The organism is Variovorax sp. GW821-FHT09B01 (assembly GCF_059418345.1).
The window spans coordinates 62864-80379 of sequence record NZ_JBWKPQ010000006.1; the positions used below are offsets into that span (position 1 = coordinate 62864).

At 69.9% G+C, this 17516-nt stretch carries 17 protein-coding genes; 8 read left to right on the top strand and 9 right to left on the bottom strand.

Annotated features, from left to right (window positions below):
• Positions 1–63 precede the first annotated feature (63 nt).
• Together AC07RV_RS19250 and AC07RV_RS19255 are read left to right on the top strand one after the other, a co-directional pair.
• Positions 64–816, top strand: a complete 753-nt coding sequence (locus AC07RV_RS19250) for a hypothetical protein (protein WP_057592495.1) — start codon at positions 64–66, stop codon at positions 814–816.
• A 115-nt stretch (positions 817–931) separates the two neighbouring features.
• The gene (locus AC07RV_RS19255) at positions 932–1600 is read left to right on the top strand and encodes a lysozyme inhibitor LprI family protein (RefSeq protein ID WP_296789216.1); all 669 of its coding nucleotides are present in this window, start codon (positions 932–934) and stop codon (positions 1598–1600) included.
• 30 nt (positions 1601–1630) lie between these two features.
• On the opposite strand, the gene ppa is transcribed toward AC07RV_RS19255, so the two are convergent.
• Positions 1631–2158: an inorganic diphosphatase gene (ppa, locus tag AC07RV_RS19260; RefSeq protein ID WP_093341396.1), complete on the bottom strand. Its 528-nt coding sequence runs from the start codon at positions 2156–2158 to the stop codon at positions 1631–1633.
• A gap of 264 nt (positions 2159–2422) precedes the next feature.
• On the opposite strand from ppa, the gene AC07RV_RS19265 reads away from it, so the two are divergent.
• From AC07RV_RS19265 to AC07RV_RS19285, 5 genes are all read left to right on the top strand, one after another.
• A complete protein-coding gene (locus tag AC07RV_RS19265; RefSeq protein WP_093342400.1) occupies positions 2423–4927 on the top strand; it encodes a sodium-translocating pyrophosphatase in 2505 nt (834 codons plus the stop codon).
• 173 nt (positions 4928–5100) lie between these two features.
• The gene (locus AC07RV_RS19270) at positions 5101–6540 is read left to right on the top strand and encodes a TolC family protein (RefSeq protein WP_296789213.1); all 1440 of its coding nucleotides are present in this window, start codon (positions 5101–5103) and stop codon (positions 6538–6540) included.
• A complete protein-coding gene (locus AC07RV_RS19275; RefSeq protein ID WP_093341394.1) occupies positions 6541–7527 on the top strand; it encodes an HlyD family secretion protein in 987 nt (328 codons plus the stop codon).
• Between the two features lie 3 nt (positions 7528–7530).
• Positions 7531–8715, top strand: coding sequence for an ABC transporter permease (locus AC07RV_RS19280; RefSeq protein WP_296789211.1), 1185 nt, complete (start codon positions 7531–7533; stop codon positions 8713–8715).
• Complete coding sequence (locus AC07RV_RS19285) at positions 8715–9863, top strand: ABC transporter permease (protein ID WP_296789210.1); 1149 nt, start codon at positions 8715–8717, stop codon at positions 9861–9863. The genes AC07RV_RS19280 and AC07RV_RS19285 overlap by 1 nt, the downstream gene beginning before the upstream one ends.
• Here AC07RV_RS19285 and AC07RV_RS19290 read toward each other — a convergent pair.
• Entirely contained in the window at positions 9860–10486 is a 627-nt protein-coding gene (locus AC07RV_RS19290) for a TetR/AcrR family transcriptional regulator (RefSeq protein WP_209540631.1), read from the bottom strand. The two genes, AC07RV_RS19285 and AC07RV_RS19290, sit on opposite strands and share 4 nt — an antisense overlap.
• A 129-nt stretch (positions 10487–10615) precedes the next feature.
• Here AC07RV_RS19290 and AC07RV_RS19295 point away from each other — a divergent pair, with 129 nt between their 5' ends.
• Entirely contained in the window at positions 10616–11467 is an 852-nt protein-coding gene (locus AC07RV_RS19295; RefSeq protein ID WP_296789209.1) for a metal-dependent hydrolase, read from the top strand.
• A 10-nt stretch (positions 11468–11477) separates the two neighbouring features.
• On the opposite strand, the gene AC07RV_RS19300 is transcribed toward AC07RV_RS19295, so the two are convergent.
• From AC07RV_RS19300 to AC07RV_RS19330, 7 genes are all read right to left on the bottom strand, one after another.
• The gene (locus AC07RV_RS19300; RefSeq protein ID WP_296789208.1) at positions 11478–12068 is read right to left on the bottom strand and encodes a hypothetical protein; all 591 of its coding nucleotides are present in this window, start codon (positions 12066–12068) and stop codon (positions 11478–11480) included.
• Between the two features lie 256 nt (positions 12069–12324).
• Positions 12325–12585, bottom strand: coding sequence for a hypothetical protein (locus tag AC07RV_RS19305; protein WP_057592505.1), 261 nt, complete (start codon positions 12583–12585; stop codon positions 12325–12327).
• Entirely contained in the window at positions 12572–12943 is a 372-nt protein-coding gene (locus tag AC07RV_RS19310) for a hypothetical protein (RefSeq protein WP_208511219.1), read from the bottom strand. The genes AC07RV_RS19305 and AC07RV_RS19310 overlap by 14 nt, the downstream gene beginning before the upstream one ends.
• Positions 12944–12960: 17 nt before the next feature.
• Positions 12961–13896 carry a DUF6999 family protein gene (locus AC07RV_RS19315; protein ID WP_296789207.1) on the bottom strand — a complete coding sequence of 312 codons (936 nt, stop codon included), beginning with the start codon at positions 13894–13896 and terminating at the stop codon, positions 12961–12963.
• On the bottom strand, positions 13883–15808 hold the full coding sequence (locus tag AC07RV_RS19320) for an iron-containing redox enzyme family protein (protein WP_296789206.1): 1926 nt from the start codon (positions 15806–15808) through the stop codon (positions 13883–13885). Before AC07RV_RS19320 ends, AC07RV_RS19315 begins: the two co-directional genes overlap by 14 nt.
• 3 nt (positions 15809–15811) lie before the next feature.
• Positions 15812–16735, bottom strand: coding sequence for a fatty acid desaturase (locus AC07RV_RS19325; protein ID WP_296789205.1), 924 nt, complete (start codon positions 16733–16735; stop codon positions 15812–15814).
• Positions 16719–17513, bottom strand: a complete 795-nt coding sequence (locus tag AC07RV_RS19330) for a sterol desaturase family protein (RefSeq protein ID WP_296789204.1) — start codon at positions 17511–17513, stop codon at positions 16719–16721. The genes AC07RV_RS19325 and AC07RV_RS19330 overlap by 17 nt, the downstream gene beginning before the upstream one ends.
• Positions 17514–17516: the final 3 nt, after the last annotated feature.

A 17516-nucleotide genomic window follows, 5' to 3' on the forward strand; every position in this document is an offset into this window, starting at 1 on the left:
AGGCCACGGCCAAACACGGCTGCTATAAACCCCGGCAGATCACCAACAACAAGGGGAAAAGTCATGCCATTCGTCGGCCTGGGTCTGCACATCCTGATCGCGCTGTTCTTCGCGGTGCACGCGATGCGCCACGGCAAGCAGATGTACTGGCTCTTGATCCTGTTCAGCTTTCCGCTGCTGGGCAGCATCGTCTACTTCGTGGTCGAGTACCTGCCCGCCTCGCGCATGCAGCGCACCGCGGGCAAGGTCGCGAGCGCGGCCATCGGCTTCATCGATCCCGAGCGCGAATACCGCGCGGCCGAGCAGGCCTACGACCTCGCGCCGACAGCGCAGAACAAGCTGCGCCTCGCCAAGGCCGCGCTCGACCGCGGCCAGGCCGGCGAGGCGGTCGGGCACTACCGCGATGCGCTCAAGGGCCCGCTGGCCTCCGATCCCGAGCTGCAGTTCGGCCTCGCGAGCGCACTGCTGGCCGCGGGCGGTCCCGGCGCGGGCGGCGAGGCCATGCAGGCGCTGCAGAGCCTGCGCTCGACCCGCGACGACTACCGCAAGGACGAGGTCGCGCTGCTGGTAGCCCGCGCCCTGGCCGCCGAGGGCCGCAACGACGAGGCGCGCCAGGCCTTCGAATCGACCCTGAGCCTCTACAACACCGTCGAGGCCCGTGCGCGCTACGTGGCCTGGCTCGCGCAGCAGGGCGACGGCGCCGCCGCGCAGCGTCAGTGGGACGAGCTCCAGCAGGCCGCGCGCCACTGGAATTCGCACGCCCGCTCGGTCAACCGCGAATGGATGCGGCTGGCCGGCGACGCGGCCCGCGGCTGAGGTCGAGGCTCCGACCAAGGGCATAGCCGGCCCTGCCGTTCGGCAGATCGACAGCGGCCGGCGCGGGAACGAGCATGCGGCCATCGCGCGCGCCCGGCGCGCAGGAGAGCACCGCATGCCCGCATCGATCCGCCCCCTCTTCCCCTGGGCGCTGGCCCTGGGCCTCGCGGCCCTCGCCTGCGTCCCGGCCTATGCCGCCAGCTTCGACTGTGCCAAGGCCTCGAACCCCACCGAGAAGACCATCTGCGCCACGCCCGCGCTCTCGCTGCAGGACGAGAGCATGGCCGAGCTCTATCGCAAGCAGCTCGCGATACCCGATGCCGGCCAATGGGCCACCTACCTGAAGCGCGACCAGCGCGACTGGCTCGCGGTGCGCAACCGGCACTGCAAGGCCGACGTGAAATGCCTGCGGGAAGACTACGAGCGGCGCATCCGCTACCTGGTGGAGCCGCTGCTGCACTGGACCGGCCGCTACGTGGAGGGCCGCTGTCCGAAGGACGGGCGTTTCCTGGACGTGACGCCGTCGAACGACGGCGCGCTCGACATCGAGCTCTACGTCTGCCCCGATGCGCGCGGCAACATGCTGCTGCAGGGCGGTGGCCGGCTCGACGAGCGGCAGCGGCTGGTGGTGCCGTTCGGCGGGCGTTGCACCCGCACCCTGCAATTCAGCGCTGACCGCATCGTGGTGACCGACACGCCCGCGGGCGCCGCGGAATGCGCGAGCCCGTCGACGGCCGGCACCTTCGTGCGCGATGCGCGCCGGTCGCCGTTCGAGCAGGAGTGACTGCCCGAGCGACCCGCGCGCCCCGCCCGATCACTTCTTGTAGGCGGCGATACCGTCGAGGATTTCCTTGCGGGCGGCGTCGATGCCTTCCCAGCCCAGCACCTTGACCCACTTGCCGGCTTCGAGGTCCTTGTAGTGCTCGAAGAAGTGGCTGATGGCCTTCAGGCGCATCGGGTTCACGTCGTCCACCGATTTCCAGTGGCTGTAGATCGGCAGCACCTTGTCGGTCGGCACGGCCAGCACCTTGCCGTCCACGCCGGCTTCGTCTTCCATCATCAGGATGCCCAGCGGGCGGCAGGGCACGACCACGCCCGGCAGCAGCGGGTACGGCGCGATGACCAGCACGTCGACCGGGTCGCCGTCGCCCGACAGCGTCTGCGGCACGTAGCCGTAGTTGGCCGGGTAGTACATGGCCGTGGTCATGAAGCGATCCACAAAGATCGCGCCCGATTCCTTGTCGACCTCGTACTTGATCGGGTCGGCATTCATCGGGATTTCGATCACGACGTTGAAGGCATCGGGGACGTTCTTGCCGGGGGAGACTTTGTCGAAGGACATGACGTTTTTCGAGTAGTTGAAAAGTATGAGGGGGATGCGGACAAACCCGAAGTTTACTTTCCGAGTCACGGACCCGTCGCACGCGATTTCGTTTTTGCCTGTAAATTGCAGCCGTTGGCCAATCGGCTCCGCACCCCGGCTCCCCGGGATGCAGCGAGCTTCGAGGAAGCAACGCGGCGGAAATCTCGACTCCCGCGCGTTGCACGCAACGGATCCTCGCGCTTTCCGTCTCCACGTCACAACGAACGAATGGAGAAGCAACGCATGAATGGCAACACCCCCCTCATCCTCGCCATCGTCTGCGGCCTCGTGGCCGTGGCCTACGGCATCTGGGCCCGAAGTTGGATCCTCGCCAAGGACGCGGGCAACGCGCGCATGCAGGAGATCGCGGCGGCGATCCAGCAGGGCGCGGCGGCCTACCTGGCCAAGCAGTACCGCACCATCGCCATCGTGGGCGTGGTGCTCGCGATCCTGATCGCCCTCTTCCTCGACCTCACGACCGCGGTCGGCTTCGTGGTCGGCGCGGTGCTCTCGGGCGCCTGCGGCTTCATCGGCATGAACGTCTCGGTGCGCGCCAACGTGCGCACCGCGCAGGCCGCCACCCAAGGCATCGGGCCGGCGCTCGACGTGGCCTTCCGCGGCGGCGCCATCACCGGCATGCTGGTGGTCGGGCTGGGACTGCTGGGCGTGTCGATCTTCTACTGGTTCCTGGCCTCCAGGGGCCTGCCGAGCGGCAACCATGCGCTGGCGGCGCTGCTCAATCCGCTGATCGGCTTCGCCTTCGGCTCCTCGCTGATCTCGATCTTCGCGCGGCTGGGCGGCGGCATCTTCACCAAGGGCGCCGACGTCGGCGCCGACCTGGTGGGCAAGGTCGAGGCCGGCATCCCCGAGGACGATCCGCGCAACCCCGCGGTGATCGCCGACAACGTGGGCGACAACGTCGGCGACTGCGCCGGCATGGCGGCCGACCTGTTCGAGACCTACGCGGTGACGCTGATCGCCACCATGGTGCTCGGTGCGCTGATGGTCACGGCGGCGCCGGTCAACGCGGTGCTCTATCCGCTGGCGCTGGGCGGCGTGTCGATCATCGCGTCGATCATCGGCTGCTTCTTCGTCAAGGCCTCGCCGGGCATGACCAACGTGATGCCGGCGCTCTACAAGGGCCTGGCGGTGGCGGGCATCCTGTCGCTGATCGCGTTCTGGTTCGTCACCAGCTGGCTCATTCCCGACAACGCGATCGCGGCCAGCGGCAGCCAGCTCAAGCTGTTCGGCGCCTGCTTCGTGGGCCTGGCGCTGACGGCGGCGCTGGTGTGGATCACCGAGTACTACACGGGCACGCAGTACAAGCCGGTGCAGCACATCGCGCAGGCCTCGACCACGGGCCACGGCACCAACATCATCGCGGGCCTCGGCGTGTCGATGCGCTCGACGGCCTGGCCCGTGATCTTCGTGTGCATCGCCATCCTGGCCTCGTACGCGCTGGCCGGCCTGTTCGGCATCGCGGTGGCCGCGACCTCCATGCTCAGCATGGCCGGCATCGTGGTGGCGCTGGACGCCTACGGCCCCATCACCGACAACGCCGGCGGCATCGCCGAGATGAGCGAACTGCCCGCGAGCGTGCGCGACATCACCGACCCGCTGGACGCGGTGGGCAACACCACCAAGGCCGTGACCAAGGGCTACGCGATCGGCTCGGCCGGCCTCGCGGCGCTGGTGCTGTTCGCCGACTACACGCACAAGCTCGAGAGCTTCGGCCTGAACATCACCTTCAATCTCAGCGATCCGATGGTGATCGTCGGCCTGTTCATCGGCGGCCTGATCCCCTACCTGTTCGGCGCGATGGCGATGGAAGCCGTGGGCCGCGCCGCGGGCTCGGTGGTCGAGGAAGTGCGCCGGCAATTCCGCGACATCCCCGGCATCATGGAAGGCACCGCCAAGCCCGAATACGGCAAGGCCGTGAGCATGCTGACCGGCGCGGCCATCAAGGAGATGATGATCCCCTCGCTGCTGCCGGTGCTGGTGCCGATCGTGGTCGGCCTGCTGCTCGGACCGAAGGCCCTGGGCGGCCTGCTGATGGGCACCATCGTCACGGGCCTGTTCGTCGCCATCTCCATGTGCACCGGCGGCGGTGCCTGGGACAACGCCAAGAAGTACATCGAGGACGGCCACTTCGGCGGCAAAGGCAGCGAAACGCACAAGGCCGCCGTCACCGGCGACACCGTGGGCGATCCCTACAAGGACACGGCCGGCCCGGCCGTGAACCCGCTGATCAAGATCATCAACATCGTGGCGCTGCTCATCGTGCCGCTGGTGGTGAAGTTCCATGCCGGCGATGCGACGGCGGCCGTGCCGCCCCCGGCACCGGTGGCCGCCACGGCACCTGCCGCGGTCAGCACGCCGGCCGGCGCCGTGGCCTCGGGCGCGGTGACCGCGGCCGAAGCCGCCGCGGTCAAGGTCGAGAACGGCGTGGTCAAGTTCTACTTCGCCACCGGCAGCGCCGAGGTCGCGCCCAATGCCAGGGAAGCGCTGGCCGACGTGATCAAGGCGGTGCAGAGCGGCAACACGGTGCTGGTGAGCGGCTACCACGACGCCACCGGCGACGCCGCGAAGAATGCCGAGCTCGCCAAGCAGCGCGCGATGGCGGTCGGCGATGCGCTCAAGGCCGCGGGCGCGCCCGAGGACAAGATCGAGCTCGCCAAGCCCGAGCAGACCCAGGCCGACGGCCCCGCGGGCGAAGCGCGGCGCGTCGAGGTGAAAGTGAAGTCCTGAGGCTCGCGCCCGACTGAAACGCCATTCCGCACGGGGCGACGCTGCATCGGCGTCGCCCCGTTTTTCTTGCGCCTTCGGGAACACCCGCCACCGAAGCGAGGTGCGCGCGCCACGTTTCGCGTGACCGGGCCGCGCCGGCCCGCTACGCTTGCGCGCAAGGCATTTCGAATCCGATGACACACCCTCACCTTCGCAACGCCCTCCTCCAGGCCCTGGCGCCGCTGCTGCTCGCGGCCACCGGCGGCGCGGCCTTCGCGCAGGCCCCCGCGCCAGCCGACGATGCCACCGCGATGAGCTTCGATGCCGCGCGTGCCCGCATGCTCGACCGCTCCGACAAGCTGGCCGCCGCGCGCGCCGCGGTCGAGGCCAAGCAGCTGCAGAGCGATGGCCTCAAGCGGCTCGGCGGCCCGGTGGTCAGCGTGTCGGGCCTGGCCTATGCGTACAACGCCAACCTGAACCTCGACCTCGATCCGCTCAACCAGAAGCTCGGCCAGATCGGGCAGGCGCTGCCGCCCTCGATCCAGAGCTTCATCGCGCGGGTGCCGATCCCGCAACTGCCCAACAGCTACACCCTGAACCGGCACGACACCGGCTCCAACGCCTCGGTGTCTGCGGTCTGGCCGATCTACCTGGGCGGCGCCACCGACGCGGTGCGCGGCTTCGTGTCGGCGCAGACGCGCGAGGCCGAAGCCGACGCCGAACAGGCGAGCCACGAGGTCGACACGCTGCTGGTGCAGCGCTACTTCGGCGCCCAGCTCGCGCAGCGCGCGGCGCAGTTGCGCGCGCAGGCCGAACGCACCATCGCGCAGCACGACGCGGCGGCGCAGAAGATGCTCGCGGCCGGCGTGATCTCGCGCGTCGAACGGCTGCAGGCCAGCGCGGCCTACGAGGAGGCGCGCCGCAACGCGCGCAAGGCCGAGAACGACGCCGCGCTCGCGGCCGTGGCGCTGGCGCGCACGGTGCGCGCCGAGGGCCGCGTGGCACCGCAGACGCCGCTGTTCGTGATCAGCGCGCCGATCGAGCCGCTGGGCTGGTTCATCGATTCGGCGCTCAACCGCCATCCGGGCCTCGAGAAGGTCGCGGCCAAGAAGTCGCAGGCCGAACAGCTGCACGAGGGCGAGGAAGCGCTGCGGCGCCCGCAGGTCATCGCCTTCGGCACGCGCCAGCTCAAGAGCGGCAATGCCGACTGGGTGGCGGGCCTGGGCGTGCGCTGGACGCTGTACGACTCGGTCGACCGCGATGCGCTCTCGGCCGCGTCGCAAAAGCAGGTCGAGCAGGCCGAACGCACCGGCGCGCAGGCGCGCAGCGACATCTCGCTGCTGGTGGAACGCAACTGGCGCGCGCTCGACAACGCGCGCCGCCAGTACCTCGAGATGCAGGCCTCGGTGGAACTGGCGCGCGAGGTGCTGAAGCTGCGCACCTCGGGCCTGCGCGAAGGCACCAGCACCACGCTCGACCTGATCGATGCCGAGACCAACCAGGCCAAGGTGCTGACCGAGCGCGCGCAGGCCGCCAACGAGTACGTGCAGGCGCTGGCCCAGCTGCTCGAGAGCGCGGGCCTGTCCGACCGCTTTTCCGACTACATCGCGCGTGCCGACGTGAAGGTGAATTGAATGATGAGTGCCAAGACCCGCAAACTGATCGCGATCCTGGCCGCGCTGCTCGTGCTGGCGCTGCTGGCCTGGGGCTTCTGGCGCGCCTCGCGGCCCGCGCCCGAGGTGTTCCAGGGCCAGATGGAGGCACGCGAGACCGACGTGGCCGGCAAGGTGACGGCGCGCGTGGCCGAGGTGCTGGTGAAGGAAGGCGACCGCATCCAGGCCGGCGCGGTGCTGGTGCGCATGGACAGCCCCGAGGTGCGCGCCAAGCTCGCGCAGGCCACCGCCGCCGAGCAGGCCGCGCAGGCCGTGGCGCAGAAGGCGCAGAACGGCGCGCGGCCGCAGGAGATCGAGATGGCGCGCATGCAATGGCAGCGCGCCGAGACCGCGGCACAGCTCGCGCAGACCTCGTTCCGCCGCGTCGACGGCCTCGCGCGCGAAGGCCTGGTGGCCGACCAGAAGCGCGACGAGGCCGAGGCCAACTGGAAGGCCTCGCGCGACGCGGCCATCGCCGCCAGGGCGCAGTACGACATGGCACGTGCCGGCGCACGCCCCGAAGACCAGGCCGCGGCCAGCGCGCAGGCGCGCCAGGTGGCCGGCGTGGTCGCGGAAGCCGAGGCCGCCAAGGCCGAGACCGAACTGCGCAGCCCGGTCGCCGGCGAGGTGGCCAAGGTGCTCGCCAAGGTCGGCGAACTCTCGCCGCAGGGCGTGGCGGTGGTCACGGTGGTCGACCTGGCCGACCAGTGGGTGGTGCTCAACGTGCGCGAGGACCGGCTGCCGCGCTTCGCGATGGGCAGCGAGTTCGAGGCCCGCCTGCCCGCGCTGGCCGAGGACCGGCGCACGGCGCGCTTCAAGGTCTACTACAGCGGCGTGCTGCCCGACTTCGCGACCTGGCGCGCCACCCGCGGCGGCGCCGGCTTCGACGTGCGCACCTTCGAGGTCCGCGCGCGGCCGCTGCAGCCGATCGAGGGCGCGCGGCCGGGCATGAGCGTGCTGGTCGACTAGAACATGGGCCTTCGCGGCTTCTCCACCGCCAGCGCACGGCGCGAGTTCGCGCTGCTGCGCACGCGGCCTTGGGACCTCGCGATGATCACCTGGGTGCCGCTGCTCGCGGTGCTCTTGATCTGGTGGATCTTCTCGGCCGGCCTGCCCGAGCGGCTGCCGATCGGCGTGCTCGACCAGGACCGCTCGGCGCTGTCGCGCCAGATCGTGCGCTTCCTCGATGCCACGCCGGGCCTGCGCGTGGTGCAGCGCTTCGACGACGAAGGCGCGATGGCGCGCGCGCTCACCAGCGGCGCGGTCGATGCCGCGGTGCAGCTGCCGCGCGATCTCAACCGCGAGGTCAAGCAGGGCCGCACGGGCCAGGTCGTGCTGCTGCACAACGCTCAGCTCGGCACCCATTCGAGCCTGATCCAGCGCGACGTGCGCACCGTGGTCGCCACGGTCTCGGGCGGGGTCGAGCTCGCGGTGCGCAACAAGCGCGGCGAATCGATGATCGCCGCGCGCGCGACCATGGAGCCGCTGAAGGCGGGCACCGTCGCGCTGTTCAACACCTCGGGCGACTACGAGCAGTTCCTCGGCGCCGCGCTGATCCCGGCGCTGCTGCACATCCTCGCGATGACCGCCGGCGCCTGGGCCGTGGGCCGCGAGCTGCGCGACCGCAGCATCGGCGGCTGGCTGGGCGCCGCGCCGCGCTGGCACGAGGCGCTGGCCGCGCTCGCGGGCAAGCTGGCGCTGCCGTTCGCGAGCCTGTCGCTGGTCGGCATCGCCGCCATGCTGTGGATCACGGCCGGGCGCGGCTGGCACCCGGTGGGCTCGCTCGGCTGGACGCTGTTCGCGCTGGTGGTGTTCCTCGCGCTGTCGATCGCACTCGGCGGCTTCGTGGCGGCACTCACGCGCTCGCTGCGCACCGCGCTGTCGGCCACCGGCTTCATCACAGCGCCGGCCTTCGCGTTCGGCGGCGTGGGCTTCCCGCTGGTAGCCATGCCCGCGCTGGCGCAGCTGTGGGCCGCGCTGCTGCCCTACACCCACTACATCCGCGTGCAGATGGAGCAGCTGCAGATGGGCGCGCCGCTGGCTTATTCGGCCGCGACGCCGCTGTGGATGGTGCTGGGCAGCGCCGTGCTGCTGGCCGCGACGGCCGCCGCGCTGGGCCGCGCGGCGCGCGCGCCCGATTCGTGGGGCGGCCGCTGATGGACCGCCAGCGCGCCCTCGCCCGCTTCGGCGCTGCCTGGAGCGACACCGCGCTGGCCGTGCTGCGCGACAAGGGCGTGCTGCTGATCATGCTGCTGGCGCCGATCATCTACGGCTTCTTCTACCCCTGGCCCTACGGCTCGCAGGCCGTGACCCGCGTGCCGGTGGCGGTGGTGGACCAGGACCACACCGGGCTGTCGCGCCAGATCGCACGCTTCGCGATGGCCAATCCGCGGCTGGACGTGCGCCTGGTCACGGCCGACGTGCACGAGGCCCAGCAGGCCCTGTGGCGCGGCGAGATCGAGGGCTATGCGCTGCTGCCGGCCGACCTCAAGCGCAGCGTGCTGCGCGGCCTGCCGGCGGTGGTCAGCATCGAGGGCAACGGCGCCTATGCGTTGCTCAACAAGGCGGTGCTCTACGGCTTCTCGGAGGCGGTGGGCACGGTCTCGGCCGGCGTCGAGATCCGCAAGCTGCAGGCCGGCGGCCAGAGCGCCGTGCAGGCCGCGCGCAGCCGCAGCCCGCTGGTCACGCAACTGGTGGCGCTGTTCAATCCCACCGAAGGCTACGGCAGCTACGTGGTGCCGGCGGTGGCGCTGCTGATCCTGCAGCAGACGCTGTTGATGGGCACCGCCATGCTGGCCGGCACCTGGGCCGAGGCGCGGCGGCTGCGCGCCTCGATGAGCGCCTGGCTGGGCCGGCTGGCGGCGCTGTCGGGCTTCGGCGTGCTCAGCGGCATCTTCTATTTCGGCTGGGTGTTCTTCCTGCAGGACTACCCGCGCGGCGGCAACCCCTTCGGCGCGCTGGTGCTGCTGGCCTTCTACGTGCCCGCGATCTGCACGCTGGGCCTGCTGCTGGGCTGCTGGTTCCGCGACCGCGAACGGGCGCTGCAGGTGCTGCTGTTCACCGCCCTGCCGATGGCTTTTCTCTCGGGCTTCTCGTGGCCGGTCGAGGCCCTGCCCGCGCCGCTGCAGGCCCTGCGCTGGCTGTTCCCGAGCACGGCCGGCATCCAGGCCTCGCTGCGGCTCAACCAGATGGGCGCGCCGCTGCACGACGTGCTGCCGCACCTGGGCGTGCTGCTGGCCTTGCTGATCGCGGGCCTGCTGACGCTGTGGCTCGCGGCGACGCCACGGCGCGCGGCACCCGCCTAGCGCTGGCTCTCCGCCGCCACCGCGCGCACCAGCCGCGTGGCCGGCGCGACCAGCTCGCGCAGGTCGCCCGCGCGTTCCTGCTCGATGGCCTGCAGCACCAGCTCGTTGATGCCGCCGACCACCGTCATCGCCATCTCGCTCGTCAGGTGCGCCTGCGGGCCCGGGCCGGTCGTGCCGCTGCTGTTGATCGCGGCCTGGATGAAGTTCGCGATCTCGTCGTTGACCCGGCGCCGCGCCACCAGCCCCGGCATGCCCAGGCCGAGGATCTCGACGAACAGCGTGCGCAGCAGCACCGGGTCCTGCGCGAGGTAGTCGAAATAGGCCGTGATCGCGCGCTCCACCTGCGCATGCCAGGGCTGCACGGGATCGAAGGCCTCGCTGACCGCCTGCAGCGCCAGGTGGCTGGCGGCCTCGTAGAGGGCGATCAGGCATTCGGTCTTGGTCGCGAAGTGCTCGTAGAAGGTGCGGCGCGACACCGCGGCCTCGCGCACGATGTCGGCGATGGTGGTGTCGGCGTAGCCCTTGGCGGCCACCGCGCGGGCCATGCCCTCGAGCAGCCGGTGGTAGTGCTCGTTGCGCGATTCGACCGGAGTCTGGGAGGTGTTGTCGGTGACGGCACTCATGAACGGAACATTTTCCTACGCACTGGTACTTGACAGTACCAAGCACCCGGAGGCACCATGCAGGCATCGCGGTACGCATCTGTACCACGCCCCTTGCCACCACCATTCCGATTCACGAGGATTGTCTTCATGAGCACCGAACTCGTCGTCCGCCGCCTTCTGATCGATCTCCAGGCCCCGTTTGCCCGCGACTGGTGCGGCGGCGATGCATTCTCCACCGCCTTCTTCAACGCCCTGTCGATGAGTTTTCCCTTCGGTGAGCAGTTCTTCATCGACGCGGTGCGCGACGCCGTCGCCACCCTGCCGCCCGAGACGCAGGACAAGTACCGCGCCGAAGTGCGCGGCTTCATCGGCCAGGAGGCGACGCACCGGCGCATCCATTCGCTGTTCAATGCCCACCTCGAGAAGCAGGGCCTGGTCGACCGCTGGACCGAGCGCGCGAGCAAGCGGCTGTCGCTGATGGAAGGCGCCGATCCCCGCCACGCGCTCGCGGTGACGGCCGCCACCGAGCATTTCACGGCCATGTTCGCCGAGTGGCTGCTCGCGCATCCGCAGATCCTCGACGGCGCCGAGCCCCGGCTGCGCACGATGTGGCTGTGGCACAGCGCCGAGGAACTCGAGCACAAGAGCGTGGCCTTCGACGTCTACCGGGCCGCGGGCGGCTCCGACGAATGGCGCACGCGCTGGTTCCGCCGCGTCACGCTGATGTTCCTCGGCGACCTGATGCACCAGACGCTGGCCAACCTGCGGCACGAGAAGCAGCTGTGGAAATGGTCGACCTGGAAGAGCGCCGCGCGCATCCTGCTCGCGCGCGACGGGCTGCTGCGCGGCAACTACGCGATGTGGCGCCGCTACCTGCGCGCCGATTTCCATCCGGCGCAGCAGGACAGCAGCCTGTCGGAACGCTGGCTGGTGGAGAACCGCGCAGCCTATGTGCCGGTCGGCGCGGCCGCGACGCAGCCGGACACCGCCGCGGCCTGAGCACGGCCCCTCAGAAGAAACTGGTGCGGTGCTGCGGCACCGTGCCGCCGGCCTGCTGCTGCTGCGGGTCGACGCGCAGCGGCACCTCGTGCAGGGTGTCGAAGTCCGACGGCGCGTCGGGCACGCGCATCACGGCCTCGAGCTCGTGCATCGAAGCCACCCAGCGGCCGGCCGGCGACTCGGCCGGCTCGTCGTTGGCGAAGGTGCCGTCGCGGATGTAGAAGGTCTCGCCCTCGGGGCGCTCGCCGTGCAGCTCGACCAGGCGCGCGATCGAGAAGTTGTAGGTCACCAGCTTCTCGCGCGTCAGGCGATCCTTGCCGCCGCAGTTGAACGAGCCCTCGGCCGCGATCACGATGCACGAGCCGTCCACGCTGCTGTCGGTGCCGTGGCCCGAGCGCCAGATGGCGTTGGGCAGCCGCACCCGCACCTTGTCGATGACCAGGTCGCGCTGCTTGTTGAGGCTGCCCAGCGGCGGCACCAGCGAACGCAACTGCCGCAGACGCTCGGCGAAGTTGTCGTCCATCACGAATTCCACATGGTGCGACGCGCTGCCCGAAGACCGCTTGACCACCTGCATGACGACGTGACGCGGTTTAGCCACGGCAGCTTCCTTTTGCGCGCGCGGACGGCCGCACTACGCCAAAAGCACCCATTGCCTTGCTGCAAATCATCTGATGTCGGCCTGAAATTAGAACTTTTTGACCAATGCAATTACATGCATCAATTGTTTCTAACTGTATAACTATTGCGGCCACTGTGGAAGTCGGACGACGCGATGCCCGCACGGGCATGTCGCCAAGGCGTCGCCCCGCCGTGCTAGACGAGGCGCGCGGAAAAACGCCCTTGCGGGCGCGGCGTCATTCGGGCGACGACGGCGCGGCCGCGGCGGCTTCCAGTGCTTCGTCGAGCGCCTTGCAGGACGGCGCGCAGACGGTCTGGGACTTGCCGAGCACCTGGCGGGTGCGCAGTTGCGAGCGCACGCGGTGCTTGCCGCACATGAAGCACGACATGGTGGCGCCGCTGAACGACGCGGAGGCGCGGAACGGAGACCCCGGCGTCTTCGACTTGTAGCGCAAGCCGTCCTCCAGGACGGCAGTCTTCACCTCAGCCTTGGCCATCGGTTTCTTCCTTCTTCTTCGGTTCGGGGCGGCGCATGGCGCGCGCGATCGCTTCCCTGGCGCGGGTCTCGGCCGCCAGCGAGGCGTCGAGCGCGGAGCGGCACAGGCCGGCGTGCTGGTAGTTGAGGTTCTCGTACACCTCGGCGGCGGCCGGATAGGCGTCGAGCAGGCGACTGAGGTCGGCGCCCGATTCGACGTCTTCGAACTCGTGCACCAGGTGCGCGACCACCGAGCGGTACTGCTCGGCACCGACGGGCACCTTGCTGTGCTCCAGCCGCTCGAGCAACTGGGCCAGCACATGGGTCACCGACAGATCGGTCTTGGGGGACGGAGTGTGGGTCGTGTTCATGGTCTGCATCTGGGGACAGCATACCCCTATGCAAGTGGCGGGGTGTCGGCCGAAGCCCCTTCCCCGGCCGGGACGAAGCCGGATTCGCCGCCTTCGCCGGCCCGCGCGGCTTTCATGCGCTGCAGCAGGCTGTGCAGCATTTCGGTCGAGAGGCCATGGATCACCAGCCGGTGCCCGGCCCGCAGGGTCGACAGCGGCACCAGCGGGTGCTTGTTGTTGACCAGGATCAGGTGCTCGGGCGCCGCCAGGATGGTGGCGGCATAGATGCCGATGGTTTCATCCAGTTGCAGCGAGTTGGCGGCGCGCCAGAAGTCGTTGTCGGTCAGCATCAGCTGGTAGAGCGGCGTGAACAGCTCGATGGCGCTCTGCAGGTCGAGGAAGTTGAGCCGCCCGTGCGGCATGTCCTCCAGGCGCAGTGCGGGCTCCCGGATCATCGAGAAATCGGGCGCCTCCGCCCTGCCCAGCGCCAGCCCGCGGTCGCGCAGCGCCTGGTTCAGCCGGATCACGAAATTGAACAGGTTCAGGTCGTGCTTGAGGAACATGTCGTCCTTCAGCGCCTCGATGTCCGGCGGCTCCAGCGGCGAAGTGGCCACCGGCGCCGGCGAATTGCGCCCGATGAAGGCCAGCACCTGCGAGCCCAGGTGGAAGTGCCGCAGGATCAGCCAGTTGGCCTCGGGCGACACGAAATGCTGGAGCCCCCAGGCCAGGATCCGGTGCAGCAGCCGCGAGTGCGACCAGTTGCGCGGCACGAACACCTTCACCACCTGGATCAGGACGATGGTGGCGCGCGCGATCGGCCGCAGGAACGGCAGCAGGTACTGCCGCGAGCCCGAGCTCGAATCGGCGAGCCAGGCCGCCTTGACCTCGTCGGGCAGCGGCGTGCTCTGGTCGAGGTAGAGCGCCAGCCAGGGGCTGGGGTCGCGCTCGTCGTGCCCGCGGGCCAGGAATTCAGGCGTTCGCATGGGAAATCCGCTCGGTGATGTGCTGGAACTGCATCAGGTAGAGGGCGGCCGTGTGGCGCGCGGTGTCGGCGATCTGGCGCGCGGCGCGGGCCTGGCCTTCGACGGCCATCACCATCTCGACCGCGAGCAGCCAGCGGTTCAGGTGGTTCTCGTCGTTGTGGCCGTGGTATTCGAGGAAGCGAAAGGCATCGGGCGGCAGCCGCAGGCTGGCCTTGAGCAACGGCAGCAGCGCCGGCACGATACGCTGGCCCGTGCCCTCGATGATGTAGATCGCGCCCAGCAGGCCGATCGGGTCGCGCGTGGCGGCCAGCGCATGCAGGTAGGCGTTGAGCGCCTCGCCGCCCGGGTTGCGGCGCAGGTCTTCGATGCGCTCGACGGTGCCACCGGCCTTGCGGTAGTCGCTGAACAGGATCTGGAAGTCGTTCTGCTCCTCGCCCGCGTGCACGCCGATCAGCGACGACAGCGCCTGGTACGGCTCGCTCAGCGAGGCCGCGCCCTCGCGCATCCAGAGGCTGCCTTCGCGCACCTGCGGCACCCACTGCTCCATCCAGTTCAGGTAGTCGGGCACCGCGAAGCGGCGCTCGCGGATCTGCCGCACGAGCGGCGTGCGCCAGACGCGCGAGCGGTAGTCGTGCCAGATCGCGGCCAGTTCGGTCAGCAGCGCGCCCAGGCCCGCGGGCGCGGCGGCCGGGTCGTGCGGCGGCGCGATCACGAGCTCGTCGTCGGCTGCAGCTGCTGCAGTTGCGGCGGCGCGCGGCGCGACCATCACGGGCGGCGCCTCCACCGCCTCGACCTCGAACAGCATGTAGGCCGCCATGAAGCGCCCCGACTCCGGCACGTAGCAGAAGACCTGTTCGCCGGGCTTCAGCGCGCGGGTGTGGAGGAACTCGGCCAGCATCACCAGGATCGACGCCGCCCCGGTGTTGCCGCGCCAGGCGAGGTTGCTCCACCAGCGCTCGCGCGGGATCGACAGCTCGGCCTTGGCCATCAGGTCCTCGACCACCGGGATGAACTTCTCCGACGAGTAGTGGCAGAGGAAATGGTCGACGCGCTTGGGATCGACCCAGCCGTCGCGCACCAGCCCCGCGTACTCGTGGATGCCGATGTCGAACAGGTGCGGCAGCAGCCGAATGTCCTGGCGCAGCGACAGCGCGCCGGCCGCCTCGGCCTCGGACCAGGAGGCGAAGTCGAGGTGGCCGCGCGCCCGGTCCTCGGTCAGGCCCAGCTGCATGCAGACCGGGTAGTCGCCCGAGAACGAGCGCTGGTGCACCCACTTCAGGCGCAGCCGCAGGCCCGGCGAACCGGCCAGCGCGGGCGCACCGTCGGACAGCAGCAGCGCCCCGGCGCCGTCCGACAGCATCCAGCGCAGGAAGTGCGAGTCGAAGTCGGTCTCGTAGCCGCGCGCCGCGAAGCGCGAGCGCTTGAACAGCCGCGAGGGCATCTCGCTGGCCACCGCGAGCGCCGAGCGGTGCGCGCCCAGCTCGATGCCCTGCGCGGCGGCCTGGATCGCCGACACGCCGGCCGCGCAGATACCGTGCACCGCGAGCGTCTCCATCGGCGCTGCAGCGAGCTCGCCCTGGATCATGTTGGCGAAGCCGGGCATCAGCGTGTCGCCGCCCGAGGAGCCGCTGGCCAAGAGCGACACGCGCGACAGCTCGGCGCCGCCGCGTTGCAGGCAGTCGCGGATCGCGCCGGCCGCCATCTGCGCATTGGTGTGGCGCGTCGCGCCCTCGGCATCGATCGCGTAGTGGCGCGTGCGGATGCCGTTCTCGGCCAGGATGCGGCGCTTGATGCGCTCGGACATCCGGTTGAGCGGCGCGATGAAGTCGTCCATGCGCTCGTTGGGCACGGGGTCGCCCGGCATGAAATAGCCGGCGCTTTCGAGGTAGACGCGTTGGAAGGGAACTGGCATGTGTCAGGAAGTGAAGGAATCGCCCGGCATCAGCGGTCGGCTGCGCCATCGCGGCCAGACCGCGCCGAGCACGAACACGCGCGCCATGTACGGCACCAGCCCGCCCTCGTTGAGCGACGGATCGACCCGCGCGCGGTAATGCGTGCGATGCAGATGCGTGAGCTCGGACCAATGGGCATGCGGGTTCTCGTGGTGCGCCGTGTGGAGCCCGATGTTGAACAGCAGCGGATTGACCCAGCCCTCGAAATTGCGCGCGTAGTTCAGCGGGGTACCCGAGGTATCGCCGCGCGCCCCTCGTTCGGGCCGGCGACCGTCGGCATGCGCGTGCTGCAGGTAGTTGGTGGCCAGCAGCCAGTGCAGGCCGTGCAGCTGCGGCAGGATCACGAACACCAGCGCCTTGCGCCAGTCGAGCGCGAGCAGCACGGCCCAGCTCGCGAGCCACAGTGCGTACTGCGCCATGCAGTAGCGCCAGGCCCCGCGCCGATGGCGATACAGGCGGCCCAGCCACGCAATGAACAGCGGGAACAGCACCCACACCGCCTGGAACGGATGCAGCAGGTAGCCGCGCAGGTGGTTGCTGTCGCCGCCGAAGCGGTAGGTGCGCGCCACGTCCTTCGGGCCATGCCGATGGCGGTGGTGGTTCGCCACGTGCGCGGGCCAGAACACGAAGGTCGGATGGCCCTGCAGCAGCGTGATCCAGAAGTCGGTCAGCCGGTTCATGCGCCGGCCGCGCCACATGCGCAGGTGCACGTGGTTGTGGTGGATCACGCCGACGCCGAGCGTGAGGAACAGCATCGGCGCATAGAGCCAGAGGCTGAAGCCGTGCACCCATTGCCAGGCGGCGAGCGCCGGCAAGGCCGCCAGGTAGAACAGGCTCTGCCAGTCGCGCCAGTGACGCAGCCGCGGCATCTCAGGCCGGCCTGCCATCGTGCGTGGCCGCACGGCCGCGCTGCCTGTCGCGAAAGCCCCGGAACAACGGCTCGGCCGCGTCGGCCGCGATGCGGGTGCCGAACAGCCGGTCCATGAAGGTGAACTGGAAGCCGTAGTTGCCGTTGTGGCAGGCGTGGTGCAGGTGGTGGCGGCGGCTGGCCGCGAACCAGTGGCTGTACGACACGCGCGGGAAGAAGTCGTAGTTCGAATGCCCGACGCTGTTGAAGAACAGGCTGAACACCGGCACCGAGGCCAGCGACCAGAAGCTGAAGTCGTGCAGCACCATCGGCAGCAGGATCACGTTGCCGAGCATCGCGGCCTCCAGCGGATGGAAGCTGTAGGTGGCCCAGGGCGTGGTCACGAAGGAGCGATGGTGCGGCCCATGGAAGCGCCGCAGCCAGCGCGTGTGCAGCAGCCGATGGTTGAGCCAGAAATGCACGTCGTTCCACAGCGCGAGCACCACGATCTCGGCCACGACCTGGCGCCAGCCCGCATCGGGATCGAGCCGCGCCCAGCCCAGCTGCAGCAGCCCCCAGGGAAACACCATGCCGAGCCCGAAGATCAGCACCGAGATGCCCGACTGCGTGAGCTCGCGCCGCAGTTGCCCGGGCTGCAGCGGCCGTGGGTCGAGCACCCGGCCGATGCCCAGCGCCGGCAGCACGCGGCGGGTCAGCAGGGCATTGAGCGCGCCGAAGCCGAGGTAGATGCCGCCGAAGAACAGCAGCCCCCACAGCATCACCTGCGGGGCGGAAAGGGACGTGAAGGTCTGCGCCATCCC

Coding starts and splice junctions, on each gene's coding strand:
- AC07RV_RS19250 (WP_057592495.1), top strand. CDS start 64: ATGCCATTCGTCGGCCTGGGTCTGCACATCCTGATCGCGCTGTTCTTC.
- AC07RV_RS19255 (WP_296789216.1), top strand. CDS start 932: ATGCCCGCATCGATCCGCCCCCTCTTCCCCTGGGCGCTGGCCCTGGGC.
- ppa (WP_093341396.1), bottom strand. CDS start 2,158: ATGTCCTTCGACAAAGTCTCCCCCGGCAAGAACGTCCCCGATGCCTTC.
- AC07RV_RS19265 (WP_093342400.1), top strand. CDS start 2,423: ATGAATGGCAACACCCCCCTCATCCTCGCCATCGTCTGCGGCCTCGTG.
- AC07RV_RS19270 (WP_296789213.1), top strand. CDS start 5,101: ATGACACACCCTCACCTTCGCAACGCCCTCCTCCAGGCCCTGGCGCCG.
- AC07RV_RS19275 (WP_093341394.1), top strand. CDS start 6,541: ATGATGAGTGCCAAGACCCGCAAACTGATCGCGATCCTGGCCGCGCTG.
- AC07RV_RS19280 (WP_296789211.1), top strand. CDS start 7,531: ATGGGCCTTCGCGGCTTCTCCACCGCCAGCGCACGGCGCGAGTTCGCG.
- AC07RV_RS19285 (WP_296789210.1), top strand. CDS start 8,715: ATGGACCGCCAGCGCGCCCTCGCCCGCTTCGGCGCTGCCTGGAGCGAC.
- AC07RV_RS19290 (WP_209540631.1), bottom strand. CDS start 10,486: ATGAGTGCCGTCACCGACAACACCTCCCAGACTCCGGTCGAATCGCGC.
- AC07RV_RS19295 (WP_296789209.1), top strand. CDS start 10,616: ATGAGCACCGAACTCGTCGTCCGCCGCCTTCTGATCGATCTCCAGGCC.
- AC07RV_RS19305 (WP_057592505.1), bottom strand. CDS start 12,585: ATGGCCAAGGCTGAGGTGAAGACTGCCGTCCTGGAGGACGGCTTGCGC.
- AC07RV_RS19310 (WP_208511219.1), bottom strand. CDS start 12,943: ATGCAGACCATGAACACGACCCACACTCCGTCCCCCAAGACCGATCTG.
- AC07RV_RS19315 (WP_296789207.1), bottom strand. CDS start 13,896: ATGCGAACGCCTGAATTCCTGGCCCGCGGGCACGACGAGCGCGACCCC.
- AC07RV_RS19320 (WP_296789206.1), bottom strand. CDS start 15,808: ATGCCAGTTCCCTTCCAACGCGTCTACCTCGAAAGCGCCGGCTATTTC.
- AC07RV_RS19325 (WP_296789205.1), bottom strand. CDS start 16,735: ATGGCAGGCCGGCCTGAGATGCCGCGGCTGCGTCACTGGCGCGACTGG.
- AC07RV_RS19330 (WP_296789204.1), bottom strand. CDS start 17,513: ATGGCGCAGACCTTCACGTCCCTTTCCGCCCCGCAGGTGATGCTGTGG.